Raw genomic sequence first — 18,820 nt, forward strand, 5'->3', positions numbered from 1 at the left:
TCCCGGGCTACTCCAGCACGGCGAAGCCGTCCAGCTCCACCTGGGCCTGATCGTCCCACAGGCGTACGACACCGATCACGGCCATCGCCGGATAGTCGCGTCCGGCCAACCGCCGCCAGATCCGGCCCAGTTCGGGCGCGTGCTGCCGGTAGTCGGCGATGTCGGTGGCGTAGACGGTGACGCGGGCGAGGTCGGCGGGGCTGCCGCCGGCGTGGCGGAGCGCGGTGAGCAGGTTGGCGAGGGCGGTCTCGAACTGCTCGGGCAGGGTCTCCCCGACCACCTTGCCGTCGCGGTCGAGGCTGGTCTGTCCCGCGAGGAAGAGCACGCGGGAGCCGGTGGCGGTGACGGCGTGCGAGAAGCCGGTGGGCGGGGAGAGTTCGGCGGGGTTGTGCCGGTGCAGGCTCATGAGGCGGCCTCCTTGGACGGCTCCGGGGACAGCTCCTTGAAGAGTTCCTTGGCGATGATGGTGCGCTGGACCTCCGTGGCTCCTTCGTAGATGCGCGGGGCACGTACTTCCCTGTACAGGTGTTCCAGCAGATGGCCGCGTTGCAGGGCCCGTGCTCCGTGGAGCTGGACGGCGGCGTCGACGACGTACTGCGCGGTCTCGGTGGCGAGCAGTTTCGCCATCGCCGAGCGGCGGGGCACGTCGTCGGCTCCCGCGTCGTACGCGGCGGCCGCCGCGTAGACGAGCAGGCGGGCGGCCTCGGTGCGGGTGGCCATCTCGGCGACCTGGTGGGAGACGGCCTGGAGGTCGCGCAGGACCCCGCCGAAGGCGGGGCGGGTGGCGGTGTGGGCGAGGGTGGCGTCGAGGGCGGCCTGGGCCATGCCGACGGCGAAGGCGCCGACGCTGGGGCGGAAGCGGTTGAGGGTGGTCATGGCGACGCGGAAGCCCCGGTCGGTCTCGCCGAGGACGTCCTCGGGTCCGACGGGGACCCCGTCGAAGACGAGGGAGCCGATGGCGTGCGGGGCGAGCATGTCGAGGGGGCTGCCGGTGAGCCCGGGCCGGCCGGCCGGGACGAGGAAGGCGGTGACGCCCCGGGCGCCGGCGCCCGGGGTCGTGCGGGCGAAGACCGTGGCGAAGTCGGCCTCGGGGGCGTTGGAGATCCAGCGTTTCTCGCCGTGGAGGTGCCAGCCGCCGGCGCCGTCGGGGCGGGCCTCCAGGGCGAGGGCGGCCGCGTCGGAGCCCGCGTCGGGCTCGCTGAGCGCGAACGCGGCGACCGCGCGCCCCGCGACGACCTCGGGGAGCCAGCGGGCGCGCTGCTCGGCCGTGCCGAAGGCGGCGACCGGGTGGCCGCCGAGGCCCTGGAGGGCGAGCGCGGTCTCGGCCTCCGTACAGGAGTGGGCGAGGGATTCGCGCAGCAGGCAGAGGTCGAGGGCGCCGGCGTCGAAGAGCCCGGCGAGCAGGCCGAGCTCGCCGAGGGCGGCGACGAGGGGGCGGTTCACCCGGCCGGGTTCGCCCTTCTCGGCGAGGGGCCGCAGGCGCTCGGCCGCGAGGACGCGGAGCTCCGCACACCGCGCGGTCTGCTGTGGATCGAGTGAGAATACGGACATTCGGACCCCTGTCCCGTTCGCCGACATCACTTCTATCGCGCACCGTTGACTGTCGTCACCATCACGATACGCTCGAAGGGCGACCCCACCACGACAAGGGGACGAACTCATGGAGCTGACCCCCTCGGCCCACCACGACACCTTCGCGCGTGACCAGCTGCCACCCGCCGGCCAGTGGCCGCACCTGCTCTTCGACCTGCCGGGGCTCGCGTACCCCGAGCGGCTCAACTGCGGGGCCGAGCTGCTCGACCGTACGGTGGAACGCTTCGGCGGGGAGCGTCCGGCGTTCCGGGACGGCGACGGGCATGTCTGGACATACGGACAGCTGCGGGAGCGGGTGAACCGCATCGCCCACGTCCTGACCTCGGACCTCGGCGTGCTGCCCGGCAACCGGGTGCTCCTGCGCGGCCCCACGACGCCCTGGCTGGCCGCCTGCTGGCTCGCGGTGATGAAGGCGGGCGGGATCGCCGTCACCGTCCTGGCCCAGCAGCGCGCCCAGGAGCTGGCCGTGATGTGCGAGATGGCCCGCTGCAGCCACGCCCTGTGCGACATCCGGAGCGTCGACGACCTGGTCGAGGCCCGGGTGCCGGGGCTGCGGATCACGGGCTTCGGCGGGGACTCCCCGGACGACCTGCTCTCCCTGGCCATGGGCCGGCCGGACGCCTACGAGGCGGTGGAGACGGCCGCGGACGACGTGGCGCTGATCGCCTTCACCTCGGGGACCACCGGGCGGCCCAAGGGGTGCATGCACTTCCACCGCGACGTCCTGGCCGTCGCCGACACCTTCTCGGCGCACGTGCTGCGCCCGCGGCCGGACGACGTCTTCGCCGGCTCGCCGCCTCTCGGCTTCACCTTCGGCCTCGGCGGACTCCTGCTCTTCCCGCTGCGCGCCGGGGCCAGCGCGCTGCTGCTCGAACAGGCGGGCCCCAAGCAGCTGTTGGCGGCGATCGCGGAGCACCGGGTGTCGGTGCTGTTCACGGCGCCGACCGCGTACCGGGTGATGCTGGAGGAGATCGAGCGGCACGGCGGACCCGAGGTCGGCTCCCTGCGGCGCTGTGTGTCGGCGGGCGAGAACCTGCCGGCCGCGACCTGGGACGCCTGGCACAAGGCCACCGGTCTGAAGCTCATCAACGGCATCGGCGCGACCGAACTGCTCCACATCTTCATCTCCGCCGCGGACGGCGACATCCGTCCCGGCACCACGGGGCGGGCGGTGCCCGGCTGGCACGCGCGCGTGGTGGACCGGGAGGGCGCCGAGGTCCCGGACGGCGAGGAGGGCCTGCTCGCGGTGCGCGGCCCGGTCGGCTGCCGGTATCTGTCCGACCCCCGGCAGAGCGAGTACGTCCTGGACGGCTGGAACGTCACGGGCGACACGTACGTGCGCGACGGCGAGGGGTACTTCCGCTATGTCGCCCGCGCCGACGACATGATCATCTCGGCCGGCTACAACATCGCGGGGCCCCAGGTGGAGGAGGCGCTCCTGGCCCACCCGGACGTGGTCGAGGCGGCGGTCGTGGGGCAGCCGGACGAGCTGCGCGGCCAGATCGTGGTGGCGTACACGGTCGTACGGGACGGGGTGCCGCGGGACGCGGACACGGCGGCGGCGCTGCGGGCGTTCGTACGGTCCCGGCTGGTGCCGTACAAGAGTCCCCGGAAGATCGTCTTCCTGGACGCGCTGCCGCGGACGGCGACGGGCAAGCTGCAGCGTTTCCGGCTGCGCGCGGGCCCGGAGGACACCCCCTAGAGTGATCACGTGGCCGAGCAGCACACTCCCCGTTCCCTGATCGTCTCGCTGTACGGCGCGTACGGCCGTGGCCTCGCGCCGGGCGAGGAACCGTTGCCCGTGGCCGAGCTGATCCGCCTTCTGGCGGTGCTCGGCGTGGACGCGCCGTCGGTGCGCTCCTCGGTGTCCCGGCTGAAACGGCGGGGCCTGCTGCTGCCGAGGCGGACGGCGGAGGGCGCGGCCGGGTACGCCCTGTCGGACGACGCGCGCCAGCTCCTGGAGGACGGCGACCGCCGGATCTACGCCCGTACGGAGCCCACGCTGTCCGACGGCTGGGTCCTCGCCGTGTTCACCGTCCCCGAGTCCGAGCGCCACAAGCGCCATCTGCTGCGCTCCCGGCTGGCCCGTCTGGGCTTCGGCACGGCGGCGCCCGGGGTGTGGATCGCCCCGGCACGGCTGTACGAGGAGACCCGGCACACCCTGGAGCGCCTGGAGCTCTCCCCGTACGTGGACCTGTTCCGCGGCGAGCACCTGGGCTACGCGCCGACGGCGGAGGCGGTGTCCCGCTGGTGGGACCTGCCGTCGATCGCCAAGCTCCACGAGGAGTTCCTCGCGGCCCACGAGCCGGTCCTGCGGGCCTGGACGGCCTCCCCGGGGTCGGCGGAGGACGCCTACCGGGACTACCTGTTCGCTCTGGACTCCTGGCGCCGCCTCCCGTACGCGGACCCGGTCCTGCCGGCCGAACTCCTGCCGCAGAACTGGCCGGGCGCCCGCTCGGCGGAGGTCTTCGCGGCGCTCCACGAGCGGCTGCGGGACCGGGGGGCGCAGTTCGTGCTCGGGCTCACGGGCGAGGCGTCAGGCTGAGTCGCGGCTTCGGCGCGTCCGTGCGGCCCGTCGGGGGTCTGCGGCTGCCCGCGCGGTACGGGGCGGGCCAGGGGGCCGCCGGGCCCTGGTAGTTCTGGTCGGCGGCCGCGTGCAGGGTCCAGTGGGGGTCGTAGAGGTGGGGGCGGGCGAGGGCGCAGAGGTCGGCGCGGCCCGCGAGAAGCAGGGAGTTGACGTCGTCCCAGGAGGAGATCGCGCCGACCGCGATCACCGGGACGGCGAGTGCGTTGCGGATCCGGTCGGCGTACGGGGTCTGGTAGGAGCGGCCGTACTCGGGGTGTTCGTCGGGGACCACCTGGCCGGTGGAGACGTCGAGGGCGTCGGCGCCGTGGGCGGCGAAGGCGCGGGCGATCTCGACGGCGTCCTCGGCGGTCGTACCGCCGTCCGCCCAGTCGGTGGCGGAGATACGGACGGTCATGGGCCGGTCCTCGGGCCACACCTCCCGTACCGCGTCGAAGACTTCGAGCGGGAAGCGCAGCCGGTTCGCGAGCGCGCCGCCGTACGCGTCGGTGCGGTGGTTGGTGAGCGGGGAGAGGAAGCCGGAGAGCAGATAGCCGTGCGCGCAGTGGAGTTCGAGCAGGTCGAAGCCGGAGAGGGCGGCGCGCCGGGCGGCGGCCGCGAAGTCCTCGCGTACGGCCGTCATCCCGTCCCGGTCGAGGGCGTGCGGGATCTGGTTGACGCCGGGGCGGTACGGGAGCGGGGAGGCGGCCGTCAGGGGCCAGTTGCCGGCGGGCAGCGGCTGGTCGATACCCTCCCACATGCGGCGGGTGGAGCCCTTGCGGCCGGAGTGGCCGAGCTGGACGCCGATCGCGGTGCCGGGCGACTGTCCGTGCACGAAGGCGGTGATCCGGCTCCAGGCCGCCGCCTGCTCGTCGGTCCAGAGGCCGGTGCAGCCGGGGGTGATACGGCCCTGGGGGCTCACGCACACCATCTCGGTCATGACGAGCCCGGCGCCGCCGAGGGCCCGGGCGCCGAGGTGGACGAGGTGGAAGTCGCCGGGGACGCCGTCCTCGGCGACGTACAGGTCCATGGGTGAGACCACGACCCGGTTGCGCAGGGTCAGTCCGCGCAGCCGGAAGGGGGTGAACATCGGCGGGGTGCCGGGCGGGCAGCCGAAGTCCCGCTCGACGGAGCCGGTGAACGCGGGATCGCGCAGCCGCAGGTTGTCGTGGGTGACGCGGCGGCTGCGGGTGAGGAGGTTGAAGGCGAACTGGCGGGGCGGCTGGTCCAGATAGCCGTCGAGCTCCTCGAACCAGCGCAGGCTCGCGGCCGCGGCGCGCTGGGTGGACTCGACGACGGGCCGCCGTTCCGTCTCGTACGCGGCGAGCGCCTCTTCGAGGGTGGGCTGTTCCTCCACGCAGGCGGCGAGCGCGAGGGCGTCCTCGACGGCGAGTTTGGTGCCGGAGCCGATGGAGAAGTGCGCGGTGTGGGCGGCGTCGCCGAGGAGGACGGTGTTGCCGTGGGACCAGCGCGCGTTGACGACGGTACGGAAGGCGGTCCAGGAGGAGTTGTTGGAGCGCAGGGCTCTGCCGCCGAGCGCCTCGGCGAAGAGCTTGGCGCAGCGGGCGGTGGACTCCGCCTCGTCGAGCTCGTCGAAGCCGGCGGCCCGCCAGACCTCCTCGCGCATCTCGACGATGACGGTGGAGGAGTCGGCCGAGAAGGGGTAGCCGTGGAGCTGCATCACGCCGTACTCGGTCTCGGCGATCTCGAAGCGGAAGGCGTCGAAGGCGACGTCGGCGGCGAGCCAGATGTACCGGCAGCGGTGGGTGGTGAGCGTGGGCCGGAAGACGTCCGCGTGGGCGTCCCGGGTCCGGCTGTGGACCCCGTCGGCCGCGACGACCAGGTCGTGCGTGGCGGCGAGCTCGGCGGCGGGCGGGGCCTCGGTGCGGAAGCGGAGCCGTACGCCGAGTTCGGTGCAGCGGGCGTGCAGGATCTCCAGGAGCCGGCGGCGGCCGAGGGCGGCGAAGCCGTGGCCCGTGGAGGTGAGCAGGTGCCCGCGGTGGGCGATGTGGATGTCGTCCCAGCGGACGAACGTGTCCTGGAGGGCGCGGTAGACGGCGGGGTCGGCGTGTTCGATGCCGCCGAGGGTCTCGTCGGAGAGGACGACGCCGAAGCCGAAGGTGTCCTCGGGGGCGTTGCGCTCCCAGACGGTGACCTCGCGGGCGGGATCGAGCCGCTTGAGGAGGGCCGCGGCGTAGAGCCCGCCGGGCCCGCCGCCGATGACGGCGACACGGAGGGGCGCGCGGGTCTCCGGTGTGCGGGGCCGGGGCGCGCGGGTCTCGGGCCGGGGCGCGCGGGTTCCGTCCGGGAGGGTCGCCACCGCGTGGTTCTCGGGCCGGGGCGCGCGGGTCTCGGGCCGGGGCGCGCGGGTTCCGTCCGGGAGGGTCGCCACCGCGTGGGCCTCCGGCCGCACCGCGCCGGTGCCGCTCGGCGCGGTGCGGGGGTCCTGGGCGGGCGTCATCGTCACCGCCCCCGCCATTTCGGCGGGCGCTTCTCGGTGAAGGCGGCGTGGAACTCGGCGTAGTCCTCGCCGTTCATCAGCAGCGCCTGGGTGGCGGCGTCCAGTTCGACGGAGGCCGCGAGCGGCATGTCCAGCTCGGCGGTGAGCAGGGCCTTGGTCTGGGCGTGGGCGAGGGCCGGTCCGTCGGCGAGGCGGCGGGCGAGCTCCGCGGCGCGGGCGTCGGCGCCGCCCTCCTCGGTGACCTCGCTGAGCAGGCCGATGCGCTCGGCCTCGGGGGCGCGGACCGGGTCGCCGAGCATGAGCAGCCGGGTCGCGTGGCCGAGGCCGACGACCCGGGGCAGCAGATAGGCGGCGCCCATGTCGCCGCCGGAGAGCCCGACGCGGGTGAAGAGGAAGGCGAAGCGGGCACTGGGGTCGGCGATCCGGAAGTCGGCGGCGAGGGCGAGGACCGCCCCGGCTCCGGCGGCGACGCCGTGGATGGCGGCGACGACGGGGAAGGGGCACTCCCGGATCGCGCGGACGACCTGCCCGGTCATCCGGTTGAAGTCGAGGAGCTGTGCCGTGTCCATGGAGAGCGTCGCGCCGATGATCTCGTCCACGTCCCCGCCCGAGCAGAAGCCGCGCCCCTCGCCGCCGAGGACGAGGGCGCGCACGGCGCGTTCCCGGGAGAGTTCGGCGAGCAGGTCGCGCAGGTCGGCGTAGGCGCCGAAGGTGAGCGCGTTGAGTTTCTCGGGACGGGCCAGGGTCACGGTGGCGACGCCGTCGTCGACGGTCAGGCGCAGATGCCGCCACTGTTCGGTACGGGGTGCGGAGCCGGTAAAGGGGCTCATACGGGACACCCTCCCTTCCTCCTCCCCGAGCGTATCACCGCTCTGTGACTGTCGTCACGAGTGCGCGATAAGCCGCGCGTCGGACCGTGCGGTCGAAGGTCCCGGCCGGCCGGTGACCCTGGACCCGACCGCGAAGGAGGGGGTGCCTATGGGATTCGCTTTTGCGGTTCGTAAGGTTGAAAGTAGGACGTCTCGGGGCGCGTCCTCCCCATCTCCCCCGGCGAACGGACCCAGCCATGGTCGAAGCCACCGACCCCACCACGTGGCACATCCGGCTTCCGCACACCACCGCGGCCGTGCCGATCGCCCGCGCGCTGGTCCGTACGGCGCTCACGGACCTCGACGCGCCCGCGGACAGTGACACGGCGGAGCTGCTGACGGCGGAGCTCGTCGCCAACGCGGTCGAGCACACCGAGGGCGAGGACCCCATCGAGCTGGTCGTCGAGCTGCTGCCGGGCGGCTGTCAGGTCGAGGTGCACGACCGGCGCCCCGCCCGGCCCGGAGACCTGATCTGCCCCGAGCCCGGCGAGGCGCCCGATCCCTGGCAGGAGCACGGCCGCGGGCTGCTGCTCATCCGCGCGCTCAGCAGCGACTGCGGCCACCGCCCCACCGCACACGGCAAGGCGGTCTGGTTCACCCTGCCGGCGGTGCCGCGGCAGCGTCGCGCGGCGGCGCGGTCGTAACCGTCACGCGCCGCCCGCGAGGGTGGCGACCATGATCGCCTTGATGGTGTGCATCCGGTTCTCGGCCTCGTCGAAGACGACGGAGTGCTCCGACTCGAAGACCTCGTCGGAGACCTCCAGCTCGGTCAGACCGTGCCGGGCGTGGATGTCGCGGCCGACGGCCGTGCCCAGGTCGTGGAAGGCGGGCAGGCAGTGCAGGAACTTCACGTCCGCGTTGCCGGTGGCGCGCAGGACGTCCATGGTCACGGAGTACGGGGCGAGGTCGGCGATCCGCTCGTCCCAGATCTCTTTGGGCTCACCCATGGAGACCCAGACGTCGGTGGCCACGAAGTCCGCGCCCCGGACGCCCTCGGCGACATCCTCGGTCAGGGTGATCGTCGCGCCGCTCACCTCGGCCAGCTTGCGCGCCGAGGCGACGATCTCCGCCGCCGGCCAGTACGCCTCGGGGGCCACGATCCGGACGTCCATGCCGAGCAGGGCGCCGGTGACCAGGTAGGAGTTGCCCATGTTGAAGCGGGCGTCGCCGAGGTAGGCGAAGGCGAGGGCGTCGAGCGGCTTGTCCGTGTGCTCGGTCATGGTCAGGACGTCGGCGAGCATCTGGGTGGGGTGCCAGTCGTCCGTCAGACCGTTGAAGACGGGGACGCCGGCATGGGCGGCGAGCTCCTCGACGTTCGCCTGGCTGTCGCCCCGGTACTCGATGCCGTCGAACATCCGGCCGAGCACGCGGGCGGTGTCCTTGACCGACTCCTTGTGGCCGATCTGCGAGCCGGAGGGGTCCAGGTACGTGGTGGAGGCCCCCTGGTCGGCGGCGGCGACCTCGAAGGCGCACCGGGTCCGGGTCGAGGTCTTCTCGAAGATCAGGGCGATGTTCCTGCCCCGCAGCCGCTGGACCTCGGTACCCGCCTTCTTGGCCGCCTTCAGCTCGGCGGCCAGCGCGATCAGACCGCGGAACTCCTCGGCGGTGAAGTCCAGCTCCTTGAGGAAGTGGCGGCCGATGAGGTCAGTGGCCATGGGGCGCTCCTGGGATACGGTCGGGGATGGCGACTACTGGAAGTCTATACGTAGATCAGCATGGCTATACAGTGACGCCCCCCACTCCGGCAGAGGCCGGGGCGGCTCTCCCCTCCCCGGCGCACCGCCGGACCGTGCCGCTGGTCCGTGCCGCCAGACCGTGCCGCTAGACCGCGTCCCGCTCCACCGGGCAGCTCATACAGCGCGGGCCGCCCCTCCCCCGCCCCAGCTCGCTGCCCGGGATCTCGATCACCTCGATGCCCTGCTTGCGCAGATGCGTGTTGGTGGTGACGTTCCGCTCGTACGCCACCACCACACCCGGCTCGACCGCGAGGACGTTGCAGCCGTCGTCCCACTGCTCGCGCTCCGCCGAGTGGACGTCCTGAGTCGCCGTCAGGACACGGACGTCCTGCAGGCCGAGCGCGGCGGCGATGGCGCTGTGCATGTGCTCCGGCGGATGGTCGGTGACCCGCAGCGACTGCCCCTCGTCGCCCGGCTCGATCGTGTACGAGCGGAGCATGCCGAGCCCCGCGTACTGGGTGAAGGTGTCGTGGTCGACCATCGTCATCACCGTGTCGAGATGCATGAACGCGCGCCGCTTCGGCATGTCGAGGGCGATGATCGACCGCGCCGAGCCGGCCGCGAACATCCCCCGGGCCAGCATCTCCACCGCCTGCGGGGTGGTCCGCTCGCTCATCCCGATCAGCACGGCGCCGTTGCCGATGACGAGGACGTCGCCGCCCTCGATCGTCGACGGGTAGTCGGACTGGCCCTCGGACCAGTGGTGGAAGTGCCCCGCCTCGGGGCCGGTGAAGAGCGGATGGTGCTTGTAGATCGCCTCGAAGTGGACCGTCTCGCGCTGGCGGGCGGGCCAGCGCATCGCGTTGATGGACACGCCGTCGTAGATCCAGGCGGAGGTGTCCCGGGTGAAGATGTGGTTCGGCAGCGGCCGGAGGAGGAAGTCGTCCAGGTCCATCGCGTGGAACCGGACCGAGGTCGGCTCCCGGTGCGCGGCCAGGAACTCACGCTTCGTCATCCCGCCGACGAGCGCCTCGACGAGCTCGGCGGCGTCCAGGGAGTCGAAGGCCGCGCGCAGGTGGTCGGCGGCGAGGGGTCCGTACGCCTTCTCGTCGAAGACCCGGTCGAGGACGAGCTTGCGGGCGGCGGGCAGTTCGAGCGACTCCCGCAGCAGGTCCCCGAAGAGATGGACCTCGACGCCCCGGTCGCGCAGGACGTCGGCGAACCCGTCGTGCTCCTGGCGCGCCCGGCGCACCCAGAGCACGTCGTCGAAGAGGAGAGCGTCCTTGTTGGAGGGTGTCAGCCGCTTCAGCTCCAGATCGGGCCGGTGGAGGATGACGCGGCGGAGCCGCCCGGTCTCGGAATCGACATGGAATCCCATGCGCCCATCCTGACGGAGCCGGGCGGCTCGCGCGTGGTTCTCCGACGGGTCAGCCGCCCCTGGTCACGAGGGAGGCGACGATGAAGAGGATCAGGAGCCCGATCACCGCGACGATCACGAAGACGACGGCCCGGTCGTCGCGGTCGCCGTCGGACGCGTGCGGGGGCACGGGCTCGGGCGGCGCGGGCTGGGCGTAGACCTCGCGGAGGAGCGCCCGCGAGCCCCCTCGGCACCGGAGCGCTCGGGCCCCGGCCACTGCTCGTGGGGCCGCGAGTTCGACGCCGATGGCGGCGTACGCCTCGCCGAAGGCGTCGTACATGGCGGCGCGCATCAGCTTCTCCGCCTCCATGCCCAAGGAGGACGTACGCGGAGGTGTCCCGCTCACGGATCATCACCTCGCCGGGCTCGTACGCGCGCGGGGTCCCCTCGGCGAGGAGCGCCCGGCGGTCCCGGTCCGGCAGGGCGTGGAGGAAGGAGCGGTCCTGGCCGAAAAGACTCACCGCGCTCTCGCCCCCGCCCCCGCTGCGGCAGCCTCGGAGCCACGGGACGCGTCGCACCCCGCACGCCCACTCGTATGCTTGTTTCCACCTCAAGTGGCGCGCGTAGTCACACTATTGACGCTCCGTCACGCCGTGGGGTGAAGAACGCCAGGGGCTCGCGAAGACACGCGTCCAACGAGCACAGGGGGCGCAAGGGAGCGCTGTGATCCGCTCCCCTGCGCCCCCTGTGGGACGGCCTGTCACAGACGCGGGTCCACGGGCTCCGACTCCAGTGCGAGCACCGCGAAGACCGCCTCGTGCACGCGCCACAGCGGCTCGCCCTCCGCGAGCCGGTCCAGCGCCTCGAGGCCCAGCGCGTACTCGCGCAGCGCCAGCGAGCGCTTGTGGCCGAGGAAGCGGCTCCGCAGGCGCTCCAGGTTCCCCGGGCGGGTGTACTCGGGACCGTAGATGATCCGCAGGTACTCCCGGCCGCGGACCTTCACGCCCGGCTGGACGAGCCGGCCGTCGGCGCCCCGCACGAGCGCCGCCAGCGGCTTGACGACCATGCCCTCGCCGCCGGCCGCCGTCATCTCCAGCCACCAGTCCACACCGGCCCGCACCGACGCCTCGTCGCCCGTGTCGACGACCAGGCGGCGGGTGACCTGCAGCAGCCCCGTCGGGTCGTGCTCGACCAGCCGGTCGAGCCAACCGAGCTGCTCGTCGTGCGGCACGGCCGCCAGCGAGCGGCCCTTCGCCGCGAGGACCTGGAAGGGTGCGAAGCGCACGCCCTCGAGGCCCTGCGTCGGCCAGCAGTAGCGGCGGTACGCCTCGGTGAACGCCTCGGCGTCCGCCGCCCGTTCCCGCTGCTTGGCGAGCAGCCCGTCCAGACCGGCGACACCCCGCGCCGCCGCCTGCTCCAGCGCGCCGAGCGCACCGGGGAAGACCGCACGGGAGGCCGCCCCGACGGCCGCGTACTGCGAGCGCAGCAGCCCGGCCGACTTGAGCGACCACGGCATCAGCTCGCCGTCGAGCAGCAGCCAGTCCGTGTCGAACTCGTCCCACAGACCGGCGGCGGTGATCGCCGCGCGCAGCCGATCGAGGACCTCTTCGGTGACCGCCCGCTCGTCGAAGAAGGGCCGGCCGGTACGGGTGTGCAGCGCGCCGGTCACCCCCTCCGCGAGGTCCACCCCGAACCGCTCGCGCGCCGCCTCCGCGTCACGGCAGACGAGCGCGACGGCCCGCGAGCCCATGTGCTTCTCCTCGCACACCACCCGCTCGACGCCGTCCGCCTTGTACTGCGCGAAGGCCTCGGCCGGGTGCTCCAGGTAGCCGTCGAGCTTCGAGGTGCCCGTGGGTGCCATCGTCGGCGGCAGATAGGCGAGGAGCCGGGGGTCGACCGCGAACCGGCTCATGACTTCGAGAGCGGCGGCCGCGTTCTCCTCCCGTACGGAGACGTTGCCCATCCGGCGGGTCTCCACGATCCGGCGTCCGTGCACGTCGGCGAGGTCCAGGGGCCGTCCCTGGTGCCCGCCGGGCGCCTCGGTCGCGAGCGGCCGGGCCGGCTCGTACCAGACCTTCTCCGCCGGTACGTCGACGAGTTCACGCTCCGGCCAGCGCAGCGCGGTCATCTTCCCGCCGAACACGGCACCCGTGTCGAGGCAGATGGTGTTGTTGATCCAGGAGGTGTTCGGCACGGGCGTGTGTCCGTAGACGACGGTCGCCCGGCCCCGGTACTCCTCCGCCCACGGGTAGCGCACCGGCAGCCCGAACTCGTCGGTCTCGCCCGTGGTGTCCCCGTACAGCGCGTGCGAGCGCACCCGGCCGGAGGTACGGCCGTGGTACTTCTCCGGCAGACCGGCGTGGCAGACCACCAGCTTGCCCTCGTCGAGGACGTAGTGGCTGACGAGCCCGTCGATGAACGCGCTCACCTCCGCGCGGAACTCCTCCGGCTCCCGGCCCAGCTGCTCGATGGTCTCGGCGAGACCGTGGGTCTCCTGGACCTTGCGGCCCTTGAGCCAGCGGCCGAGCTTGTTCTCGTGGTTTCCGGGCACGCACAGGGCGTCCCCGGCCGCCACCATGGACATGACGCGGCGCAGCACGCCCGGGCTGTCGGGACCGCGGTCGACGAGGTCTCCGACAAAGACCGCCGTACGGCCCTCGGGGTGGTGCCCGTCGACGTAGCCGAGCTTGGCGAGCAGGGTCTCCAGCTCCGAGCGGCAGCCGTGGATGTCGCCGATGATGTCGAAGGGGCCGGTGAGATGGCGCAGGTCGTTGAACCGCTTCTCCAGGACGACCTCGGCCGCCTCCACCTCCTCGACACTGCGCAGGACGTGGACCTTGCGGAAGCCCTCGCGCTCCAGGCCGCGCAGCGAGCGGCGCAGCTCGCTGCGGTGCCGCTGGACGACATGCGGCGGCATGTCCGCCCGGTCGGGGCGGGCCGCGTTGCGCGCCTGGCACACCTGCTCGGGCAGGTCGAGGACGATCGCGATGGGCAGCACGTCGTACTGCCGGGCCAGCCGCACGAGCTGGCGCCGCGCCTCCTGCTGCACGTTGGTGGCGTCGACGACGGTCAGCCGGCCGGCCTCCAGTCGCTTGCCGGCGATGTAGTGCAGGACGTCGAAGGCGTCCCGGCTCGCGCTCTGGTCGTTCTCGTCGTCGGCGACCAGGCCCCGGCAGAAGTCGGAGGAGATGACCTCGGTCGGCTTGAAGTGGCGGCGCGCGAAGGTGGACTTTCCGGAGCCGCTCGCCCCGATCAGGACCACGAGGGACAGGTCGGTGACGGGCAGCTTGCGGGTCTCGGTGGTCATGCCTGCTCCTCCTTCGGGGTCGCGGTGTTCTGGGTGAAGACGGCCATCTGGGTGGGCGGGCCGACCTCGGGGTCGTCAGGGCCGACGGGGACGAACTCGACTCCGTATCCGTACTGTTCGCCGACGCCCGCCGCCCAGGTACGGAACTCCTCGCGGGTCCATTCGAAGCGGTGGTCGCCGTGCCGGACATGCCCGGCGGGCAGCGACTCCCAGCGCACGTTGTACTCGACGTTCGGCGTGGTCACGAGGACCGTCCGGGGACGGGCCGAGCCGAACACGGCGTACTCGAGCGCGGGCAGCCGCGGCAGGTCGAGATGCTCGATGACCTCGCTGAGCACGGCCGCGTCATAGCCGGTGAGCCGCTTGTCGGTGTACGCGAGCGAGCCCTGGATCAGCTTCACCCGGCCGGCCTGCCGCTCGCCGAGCCGCTCCAGCCTGAGCCGCCGCCCCGCGATGGTCAGGGCGCGTACGGACACGTCGACGCCGACGATGTCGGTGAAGCGCACGTCCTTGAGCAGCGCCTGCACCAACTGGCCCTGCCCGCAGCCGAGGTCGAGGACCCGGGTGGCGTCGGCGGCGCGCAGTGCGGCGAGGATCGCCTCGCGGCGCTGCTCGGCGAGCGGTACCGGCTTCTCCTCGGTGTCGGTCGTCTCGTCGACGGCGTTGTCGACGTCCTCGACCTCCAGGCCGTCGCTCTCGGCGAGCCGTACCAGCTCCAGGCGCTCCATGGCCGCGCGGGTCAGCCCCCAACGGCGGGAGAGATAGCGGCTGGTGATGAGCTTCTGCTCGGGGTGCTCGGCGAGCCAGCCGTCACCGGCGCGCAGCAGCTTGTCGACCTCGTCGGGCGCGACCCAGTAGTGCTTGGCGTCGTCGAGGACGGGCAGCAGGACGTAGAGCTGGTTGAGCGCGTCGGCGAGCCGCAGCTCCCCTTCGAGGACGAGCCGCACATAGCGCGAGTCGCCCCACTCGGGGAACGCGGTGTCCAGCACCACCGGCTCCGCGTCGACCGTGTCCCAGCCCAGGGGGCCGAACAGCTTGCGGACCAGTTCCGCGCCGCCCCGGGCGGGCAGCGCCGGGACCTCGATGCGCAGCGGCAGCGGTGCGGCGGCCCGCTCGGGCATCGCCTTGCACGTGCCGCGCAGGGCGCTCTTGAAGACCGTGGAGAGCGCGACGGCGAGCAGCGAGGACGCGGCGTAGGGCCGGTCGTTCACGTACTGCGCGAGCGCGGAGTCGGGGGCGCCGCCCCGGCCCTTGCCCTTGCCGCGCCGCACCAGCCCCACGGGATCCACCTCGAGGAGCAACGCGGCCGTGCACCGCTCGGCGGTCGCCTCGGGGTAGAGGACGTGCGCCGTGCCGTGCGAGGTCGAGAACGTCTGCGCGTTGTCGGGATGCTTGTGCAGCAGAAAGCCCAGGTCGGTCGCGGGACGCTCGGGGGAGCCGGTCGTACTGATCGTCAGGAACACACGTCCGAGTATGGTCCGCGATCCCCGCCCCGACCAGGCATTTTCCTCAGCGCGTGCGGCGCTCCGGCCAGGCGCGCCGCCTCGGGACGAATGCGGCCGCCCCGTAGGGGAAGTCGCGGTACGTCGGAGCCGCGACGCCGATGGGGCGGTGAGGGTGATGGCGAGGCCCGTGTGGTCGGGAGTCCTGTCGTTCGGCCTGGTCAGTGTGCCGGTGGGGCTCTACACGGCCACCGAGAGTCACGCGGTCCGCTTCCATCAGCTGCAACGCGGTACCTCGGACCGTGTCCGCAACCGCCGGGTGAACGAGCGCACCGGCAAGGAGGTCGACCTCGACGACATCGTCAAGGGGTTCGACACCGGTGACGAGTACGTGGTCGTGGAGCCGGAGGAGCTGGAGGAGATCGCGCCGGGCCGCTCGAAGGCGCTGGAGATCACCGGGTTCGTCGACCTCGACGACGTCGACCCGATCTTCTTCGACAAGACGTACTACCTCGGCCCGCGCGGCAAGGAGTACGGCAAGACCTACCGGCTGCTGGAAGAGGCCCTGGCCCGCGCGAACCGGGCCGGGATCGCCACGTTCGTGATGCGCCAGCACGAGTACCTGGTCGCCGTGAAGGCCGAGAACGGCCTGCTGACCTGCCACACCCTGCACTGGGCCGACGAGATCCGCGACCCGAGGGAGGAGATCGACACACTGCCCGGCCGGGTGAAGACCTCGGACAAGGAACGGAAGATGGCCGAGCAGCTCATCGAGGCGCTGGCGATCGACTGGGACCCCGGGGACTACCACGACACCTTCCAGGAGAAGGTCGCCGCGCTGGTCAAGGCCAAGCAGGCCGGCGAGACCGTCGAGAAGGCCGCACCGCCGGCCGAGTCCACCCAGGTCGTCGACCTCATGGAGGCCCTGCGCGCCAGTGTCGAACGGGCCCGCAGCCCGAAGGACACCGGGGAGAAGGCCACCGCCCCGGGTGTCAGGAGGAAACCCCGGGCCCAGCCGAAGAAGCGCGCCCGCACCGCCCCCAAGGCGAAGGACCTCCAGGACCTCACCAAGGCCGAGCTCTACGAGAAGGCCGCGGTCGAAGGCGTCCCGGGCCGCTCCACCATGACCCGCGACGAGCTGATCGACGCCCTGACCTGACCCAGCCCCGGCCGGCCCCCGGCGGCCCCGCCCCGCCCCGCCCCGCCTGCCCCTAGACGCCCCGATAGGTCACCGGGCCGCCGTCCGGGTCGGGGTCCTTGTACGTCGGGGTCCTTGTACCAGGCCAGGTGCTCCCGCAGCGCGTGCGGGTCTCTGTCGTCCACGGCGATGGCCAGGGCGTGGAACGGCACGTCGCCGATGCCGTCGCGCACGGTGGGCTGATTGACGAACGGGCGCTCCAGGTAGATGTTCCTCTCCGCCTCCTCCCTGGGAATCCCCGCCTCCGCCTCGCGGTAGGTCCACGCGCCGGCCTTGTGGCGTCCACCTCTGAGGGCTGATCCTCCGGCCCCGTCCGTCACACCTCGACCCCGTACCCGACCCGGTACGGGGCCGAGTGGGTTCAGGGCACCGATGCCAGGGCCGCGGCCAGCTCGGCGATACGGTCCGGGCCGACGCGGCAGCAGCCGCCGAGCAGCCGGGCTCCCGCCTCCGGCCAGCCCCGCATCCGCCCCGGATCGAACGCCCCGCTCCCGTGCCAGGCCCGGGCGACGGCGTCCCACTCCTCCCCGCTGTTGGGGTAGACGACCACCGGCTTGCCGGTGGCCGCGGCGGCGAGCTCGACGGCCCGGGCCGCGTCGCCCGGCTCACAGCAGTTGACCCCGACCGCGATCACCTGGTCGTTGCCCGCCGCGAGCGCGAACGCCTCCGTCAGCTGCTGCCCGGCGCGCGTGCGCTCCCCCGCGATCGTGTACGACAGCCAGACCGGCACCCCGCACCCCTCGACGGCCCGCAGCAGCGCCTCGGCCTCGTCGGTGTCCGGCACCGTCTCCAGGGCCAGCACATCGGGCCCCGCCGCCGCGAGCGCCTCGATCCGGGGCCGGTGGAACCGCTCCAGCTCGCGCGCCGAGAGTCCGTACCGGCCCCGGTACTCGCTGCCGTCGGCGAGCATGGCTCCGTACGGCCCGACCGATCCGGCGACCCACACCTGCTCCCGAGCCCCCTCCCCCGCGGCCCGGGCCAGCTCCACGCTCCGCGCGAGCAGCCGGGCCGTCTCCTCCCGGCCGATGCCGCGGCGGGCGAAGCCCTCGAAGGTCGCCTGATAGCCGGCGGTGATCAGCACCCGCGCCCCCGCTCGCACATACGCCGTGTGCGCCGCCTCGATCTGCTCGGGACCGTCGGCGAGCAGCCGGGCCGACCACAGCTCGTCCCGCAGATCGCAGCCCTGGGCCTCCAGCTGGTTGGAGAGCCCGCCGTCGAGGACGAGCACCTCCTCGTCGAGTGCCTCGGCGAGTGAACGCGCGCGTGTCATCGAGGTGCCCTTCCCTCAGACCAGCTGGGACTGGACCTGGGCGGAGATCAGCTCCAGGTGGTCCAGGTCGTCCAGGTCGAGGACCTGGAGGTAGATCCGGGACGACCCGATCGCCCCGTACCGGCCGATCTTGTCCACGACCTCGGCGGGCGAGCCGGCCAGCCCGTTCGCCTTCAGCTCCTCCACCTCCCGTCCGATGGCCGCCGCCCGGCGGGCCACCTCGGCGTCGTCCTTGCCGACACAGACCACCAGGGCGTTGGAGTACACCAGCTCGTCGGCCCGGCGGCCGGCGGCCTCGGCGGCGGCCCGGACGCGTCCGAACTGCCGCTCGCTGTCCTCCAGCGAGGCGAAGGGGATGTTGAACTCGTCGGCGAACCGCGCGGCGAGGCGTGGCGTACGGCTCGCACCGTGCCCGCCGATGAGCACCGGAATCTTGGACTGGGCCGGCTTGGGCAGCGCGGGCGAGTCGGCGAGCTGGTAGAACTCGCCCTCGTAGGAGAAGGTCTTGCCGACCTCGGTGCCCCACAGGCCCGTCACGATCGCCAGCTGCTCCTCGAGCCGGCCGAACTTCTCCTTCGGGAACGGAATCCCGTACGCCCGGTGCTCCTCCTCGAACCAGCCTGCCCCGAGGCCCAGTTCGACCCGCCCGCCGGACATCTGGTCGACCTGCGCGACCTGGATGGCCAGGACGCCGGGGAGGCGGAAGGTGCCGGCGGTCATCAGCGTGCCGAGCCGGATCCGGCTGGTCTCCCGGGCCAGGCCCGCCAGGGTGATCCACGCGTCCGTCGGCCCGGGCAGCCCGTCGGCGGATCCCATGCTGACGTAGTGGTCGGACCGGAAGAAGGCGTCGAAGCCGAGGTCCTCGGTGGCCTTGGCGACCGTGAGCAGGGTGTCGTAGCCGGCCCCTTGCTGGGGCTCGGTGAAGATTCGAAGATCCATACCTCCATCCTGCACCGTGGTGCGGTCGTCAACCTCTACGTCAGCGCCAGGTCCGCGCCTGCCCGGTCGGGTGAATATCCGGCCCCCTGGCGGGCCGCGTCCGGCCAGGCCAGTGACCGTGCCCGGGCACCCGTCGTTGGCTCGG

15 protein-coding genes are annotated in these 18,820 nt (G+C 72.8%); 4 read left to right on the top strand and 11 right to left on the bottom strand.

The window, feature by feature from the left end; genetic code table 11:
• Nucleotides 1–7: 7 nt before the first annotated feature.
• Together FDM97_RS24995 and FDM97_RS25000 are read right to left on the bottom strand one after the other, a co-directional pair.
• Nucleotides 8–406, bottom strand: a complete 399-nt coding sequence (locus FDM97_RS24995) for a RidA family protein (RefSeq protein WP_137992731.1) — start codon at nt 404–406, stop codon at nt 8–10.
• The gene (locus FDM97_RS25000) at nt 403–1,551 is read right to left on the bottom strand and encodes an acyl-CoA dehydrogenase family protein (protein ID WP_137992732.1); all 1,149 of its coding nucleotides are present in this window, start codon (nt 1,549–1,551) and stop codon (nt 403–405) included. Before FDM97_RS25000 ends, FDM97_RS24995 begins: the two co-directional genes overlap by 4 nt.
• A gap of 109 nt (nt 1,552–1,660) precedes the next feature.
• Between FDM97_RS25000 and FDM97_RS25005 the strand changes: the two genes are divergently transcribed.
• Both FDM97_RS25005 and FDM97_RS25010 read left to right on the top strand, forming a co-directional pair.
• Entirely contained in the window at nt 1,661–3,295 is a 1,635-nt protein-coding gene (locus FDM97_RS25005) for an AMP-binding protein (protein ID WP_137992733.1), read from the top strand.
• 9 nt (nt 3,296–3,304) lie between these two features.
• Nucleotides 3,305–4,138 carry a PaaX family transcriptional regulator gene (locus FDM97_RS25010; RefSeq protein WP_137992734.1) on the top strand — a complete coding sequence of 278 codons (834 nt, stop codon included), beginning with the start codon at nt 3,305–3,307 and terminating at the stop codon, nt 4,136–4,138.
• Here the strand turns inward: FDM97_RS25010 and FDM97_RS25015 are convergent.
• Nucleotides 4,116–6,617: a bifunctional salicylyl-CoA 5-hydroxylase/oxidoreductase gene (locus FDM97_RS25015; protein ID WP_254705960.1), complete on the bottom strand. Its 2,502-nt coding sequence runs from the start codon at nt 6,615–6,617 to the stop codon at nt 4,116–4,118. The two genes, FDM97_RS25010 and FDM97_RS25015, sit on opposite strands and share 23 nt — an antisense overlap.
• Nucleotides 6,618–6,619: 2 nt before the next feature.
• Entirely contained in the window at nt 6,620–7,447 is an 828-nt protein-coding gene (locus tag FDM97_RS25020; protein ID WP_137992735.1) for an enoyl-CoA hydratase family protein, read from the bottom strand.
• A gap of 236 nt (nt 7,448–7,683) precedes the next feature.
• On the opposite strand from FDM97_RS25020, the gene FDM97_RS25025 reads away from it, so the two are divergent.
• Entirely contained in the window at nt 7,684–8,130 is a 447-nt protein-coding gene (locus FDM97_RS25025; RefSeq protein ID WP_137992736.1) for an ATP-binding protein, read from the top strand.
• A 3-nt stretch (nt 8,131–8,133) separates the two neighbouring features.
• Here FDM97_RS25025 and argF read toward each other — a convergent pair whose 3' ends face one another.
• The 5 genes from argF to FDM97_RS25050 form a co-directional block, all read right to left on the bottom strand.
• On the bottom strand, nt 8,134–9,141 hold the full coding sequence (argF, locus tag FDM97_RS25030) for an ornithine carbamoyltransferase (protein WP_137992737.1): 1,008 nt from the start codon (nt 9,139–9,141) through the stop codon (nt 8,134–8,136).
• A 166-nt stretch (nt 9,142–9,307) separates the two neighbouring features.
• Nucleotides 9,308–10,540, bottom strand: a complete 1,233-nt coding sequence (locus FDM97_RS25035; RefSeq protein ID WP_137992738.1) for an arginine deiminase — start codon at nt 10,538–10,540, stop codon at nt 9,308–9,310.
• 49 nt (nt 10,541–10,589) lie between these two features.
• Nucleotides 10,590–10,925 carry a hypothetical protein gene (locus tag FDM97_RS36015; protein ID WP_175439230.1) on the bottom strand — a complete coding sequence of 112 codons (336 nt, stop codon included), beginning with the start codon at nt 10,923–10,925 and terminating at the stop codon, nt 10,590–10,592.
• A gap of 354 nt (nt 10,926–11,279) precedes the next feature.
• Complete coding sequence (locus FDM97_RS25045) at nt 11,280–13,826, bottom strand: polynucleotide kinase-phosphatase (protein WP_137992739.1); 2,547 nt, start codon at nt 13,824–13,826, stop codon at nt 11,280–11,282.
• Nucleotides 13,823–15,289 (bottom strand): 3' terminal RNA ribose 2'-O-methyltransferase Hen1, encoded by a 1,467-nt coding sequence (locus FDM97_RS25050; RefSeq protein ID WP_137992740.1) that lies wholly within the window; start codon nt 15,287–15,289, stop codon nt 13,823–13,825. Before FDM97_RS25050 ends, FDM97_RS25045 begins: the two co-directional genes overlap by 4 nt.
• A 157-nt stretch (nt 15,290–15,446) precedes the next feature.
• Here FDM97_RS25050 and ku point away from each other — a divergent pair, with 157 nt between their 5' ends.
• On the top strand, nt 15,447–16,427 hold the full coding sequence (ku, locus tag FDM97_RS25055) for a non-homologous end joining protein Ku (RefSeq protein WP_137992741.1): 981 nt from the start codon (nt 15,447–15,449) through the stop codon (nt 16,425–16,427).
• A 400-nt stretch (nt 16,428–16,827) separates the two neighbouring features.
• Here ku and mmuM read toward each other — a convergent pair whose 3' ends face one another.
• Both mmuM and FDM97_RS25065 read right to left on the bottom strand, forming a co-directional pair.
• Complete coding sequence (gene mmuM / locus FDM97_RS25060) at nt 16,828–17,736, bottom strand: homocysteine S-methyltransferase (RefSeq protein ID WP_137992742.1); 909 nt, start codon at nt 17,734–17,736, stop codon at nt 16,828–16,830.
• Nucleotides 17,737–17,751: 15 nt separating this feature from the next.
• Nucleotides 17,752–18,675, bottom strand: coding sequence for an LLM class F420-dependent oxidoreductase (locus tag FDM97_RS25065; RefSeq protein ID WP_137992743.1), 924 nt, complete (start codon nt 18,673–18,675; stop codon nt 17,752–17,754).
• Nucleotides 18,676–18,820 lie beyond the last annotated feature (145 nt).

Origin of the sequence: Streptomyces vilmorinianum (assembly GCF_005517195.1) — a bacterium.
In the GTDB taxonomy this organism is placed as follows: domain Bacteria; phylum Actinomycetota; class Actinomycetes; order Streptomycetales; family Streptomycetaceae; genus Streptomyces; species Streptomyces vilmorinianum.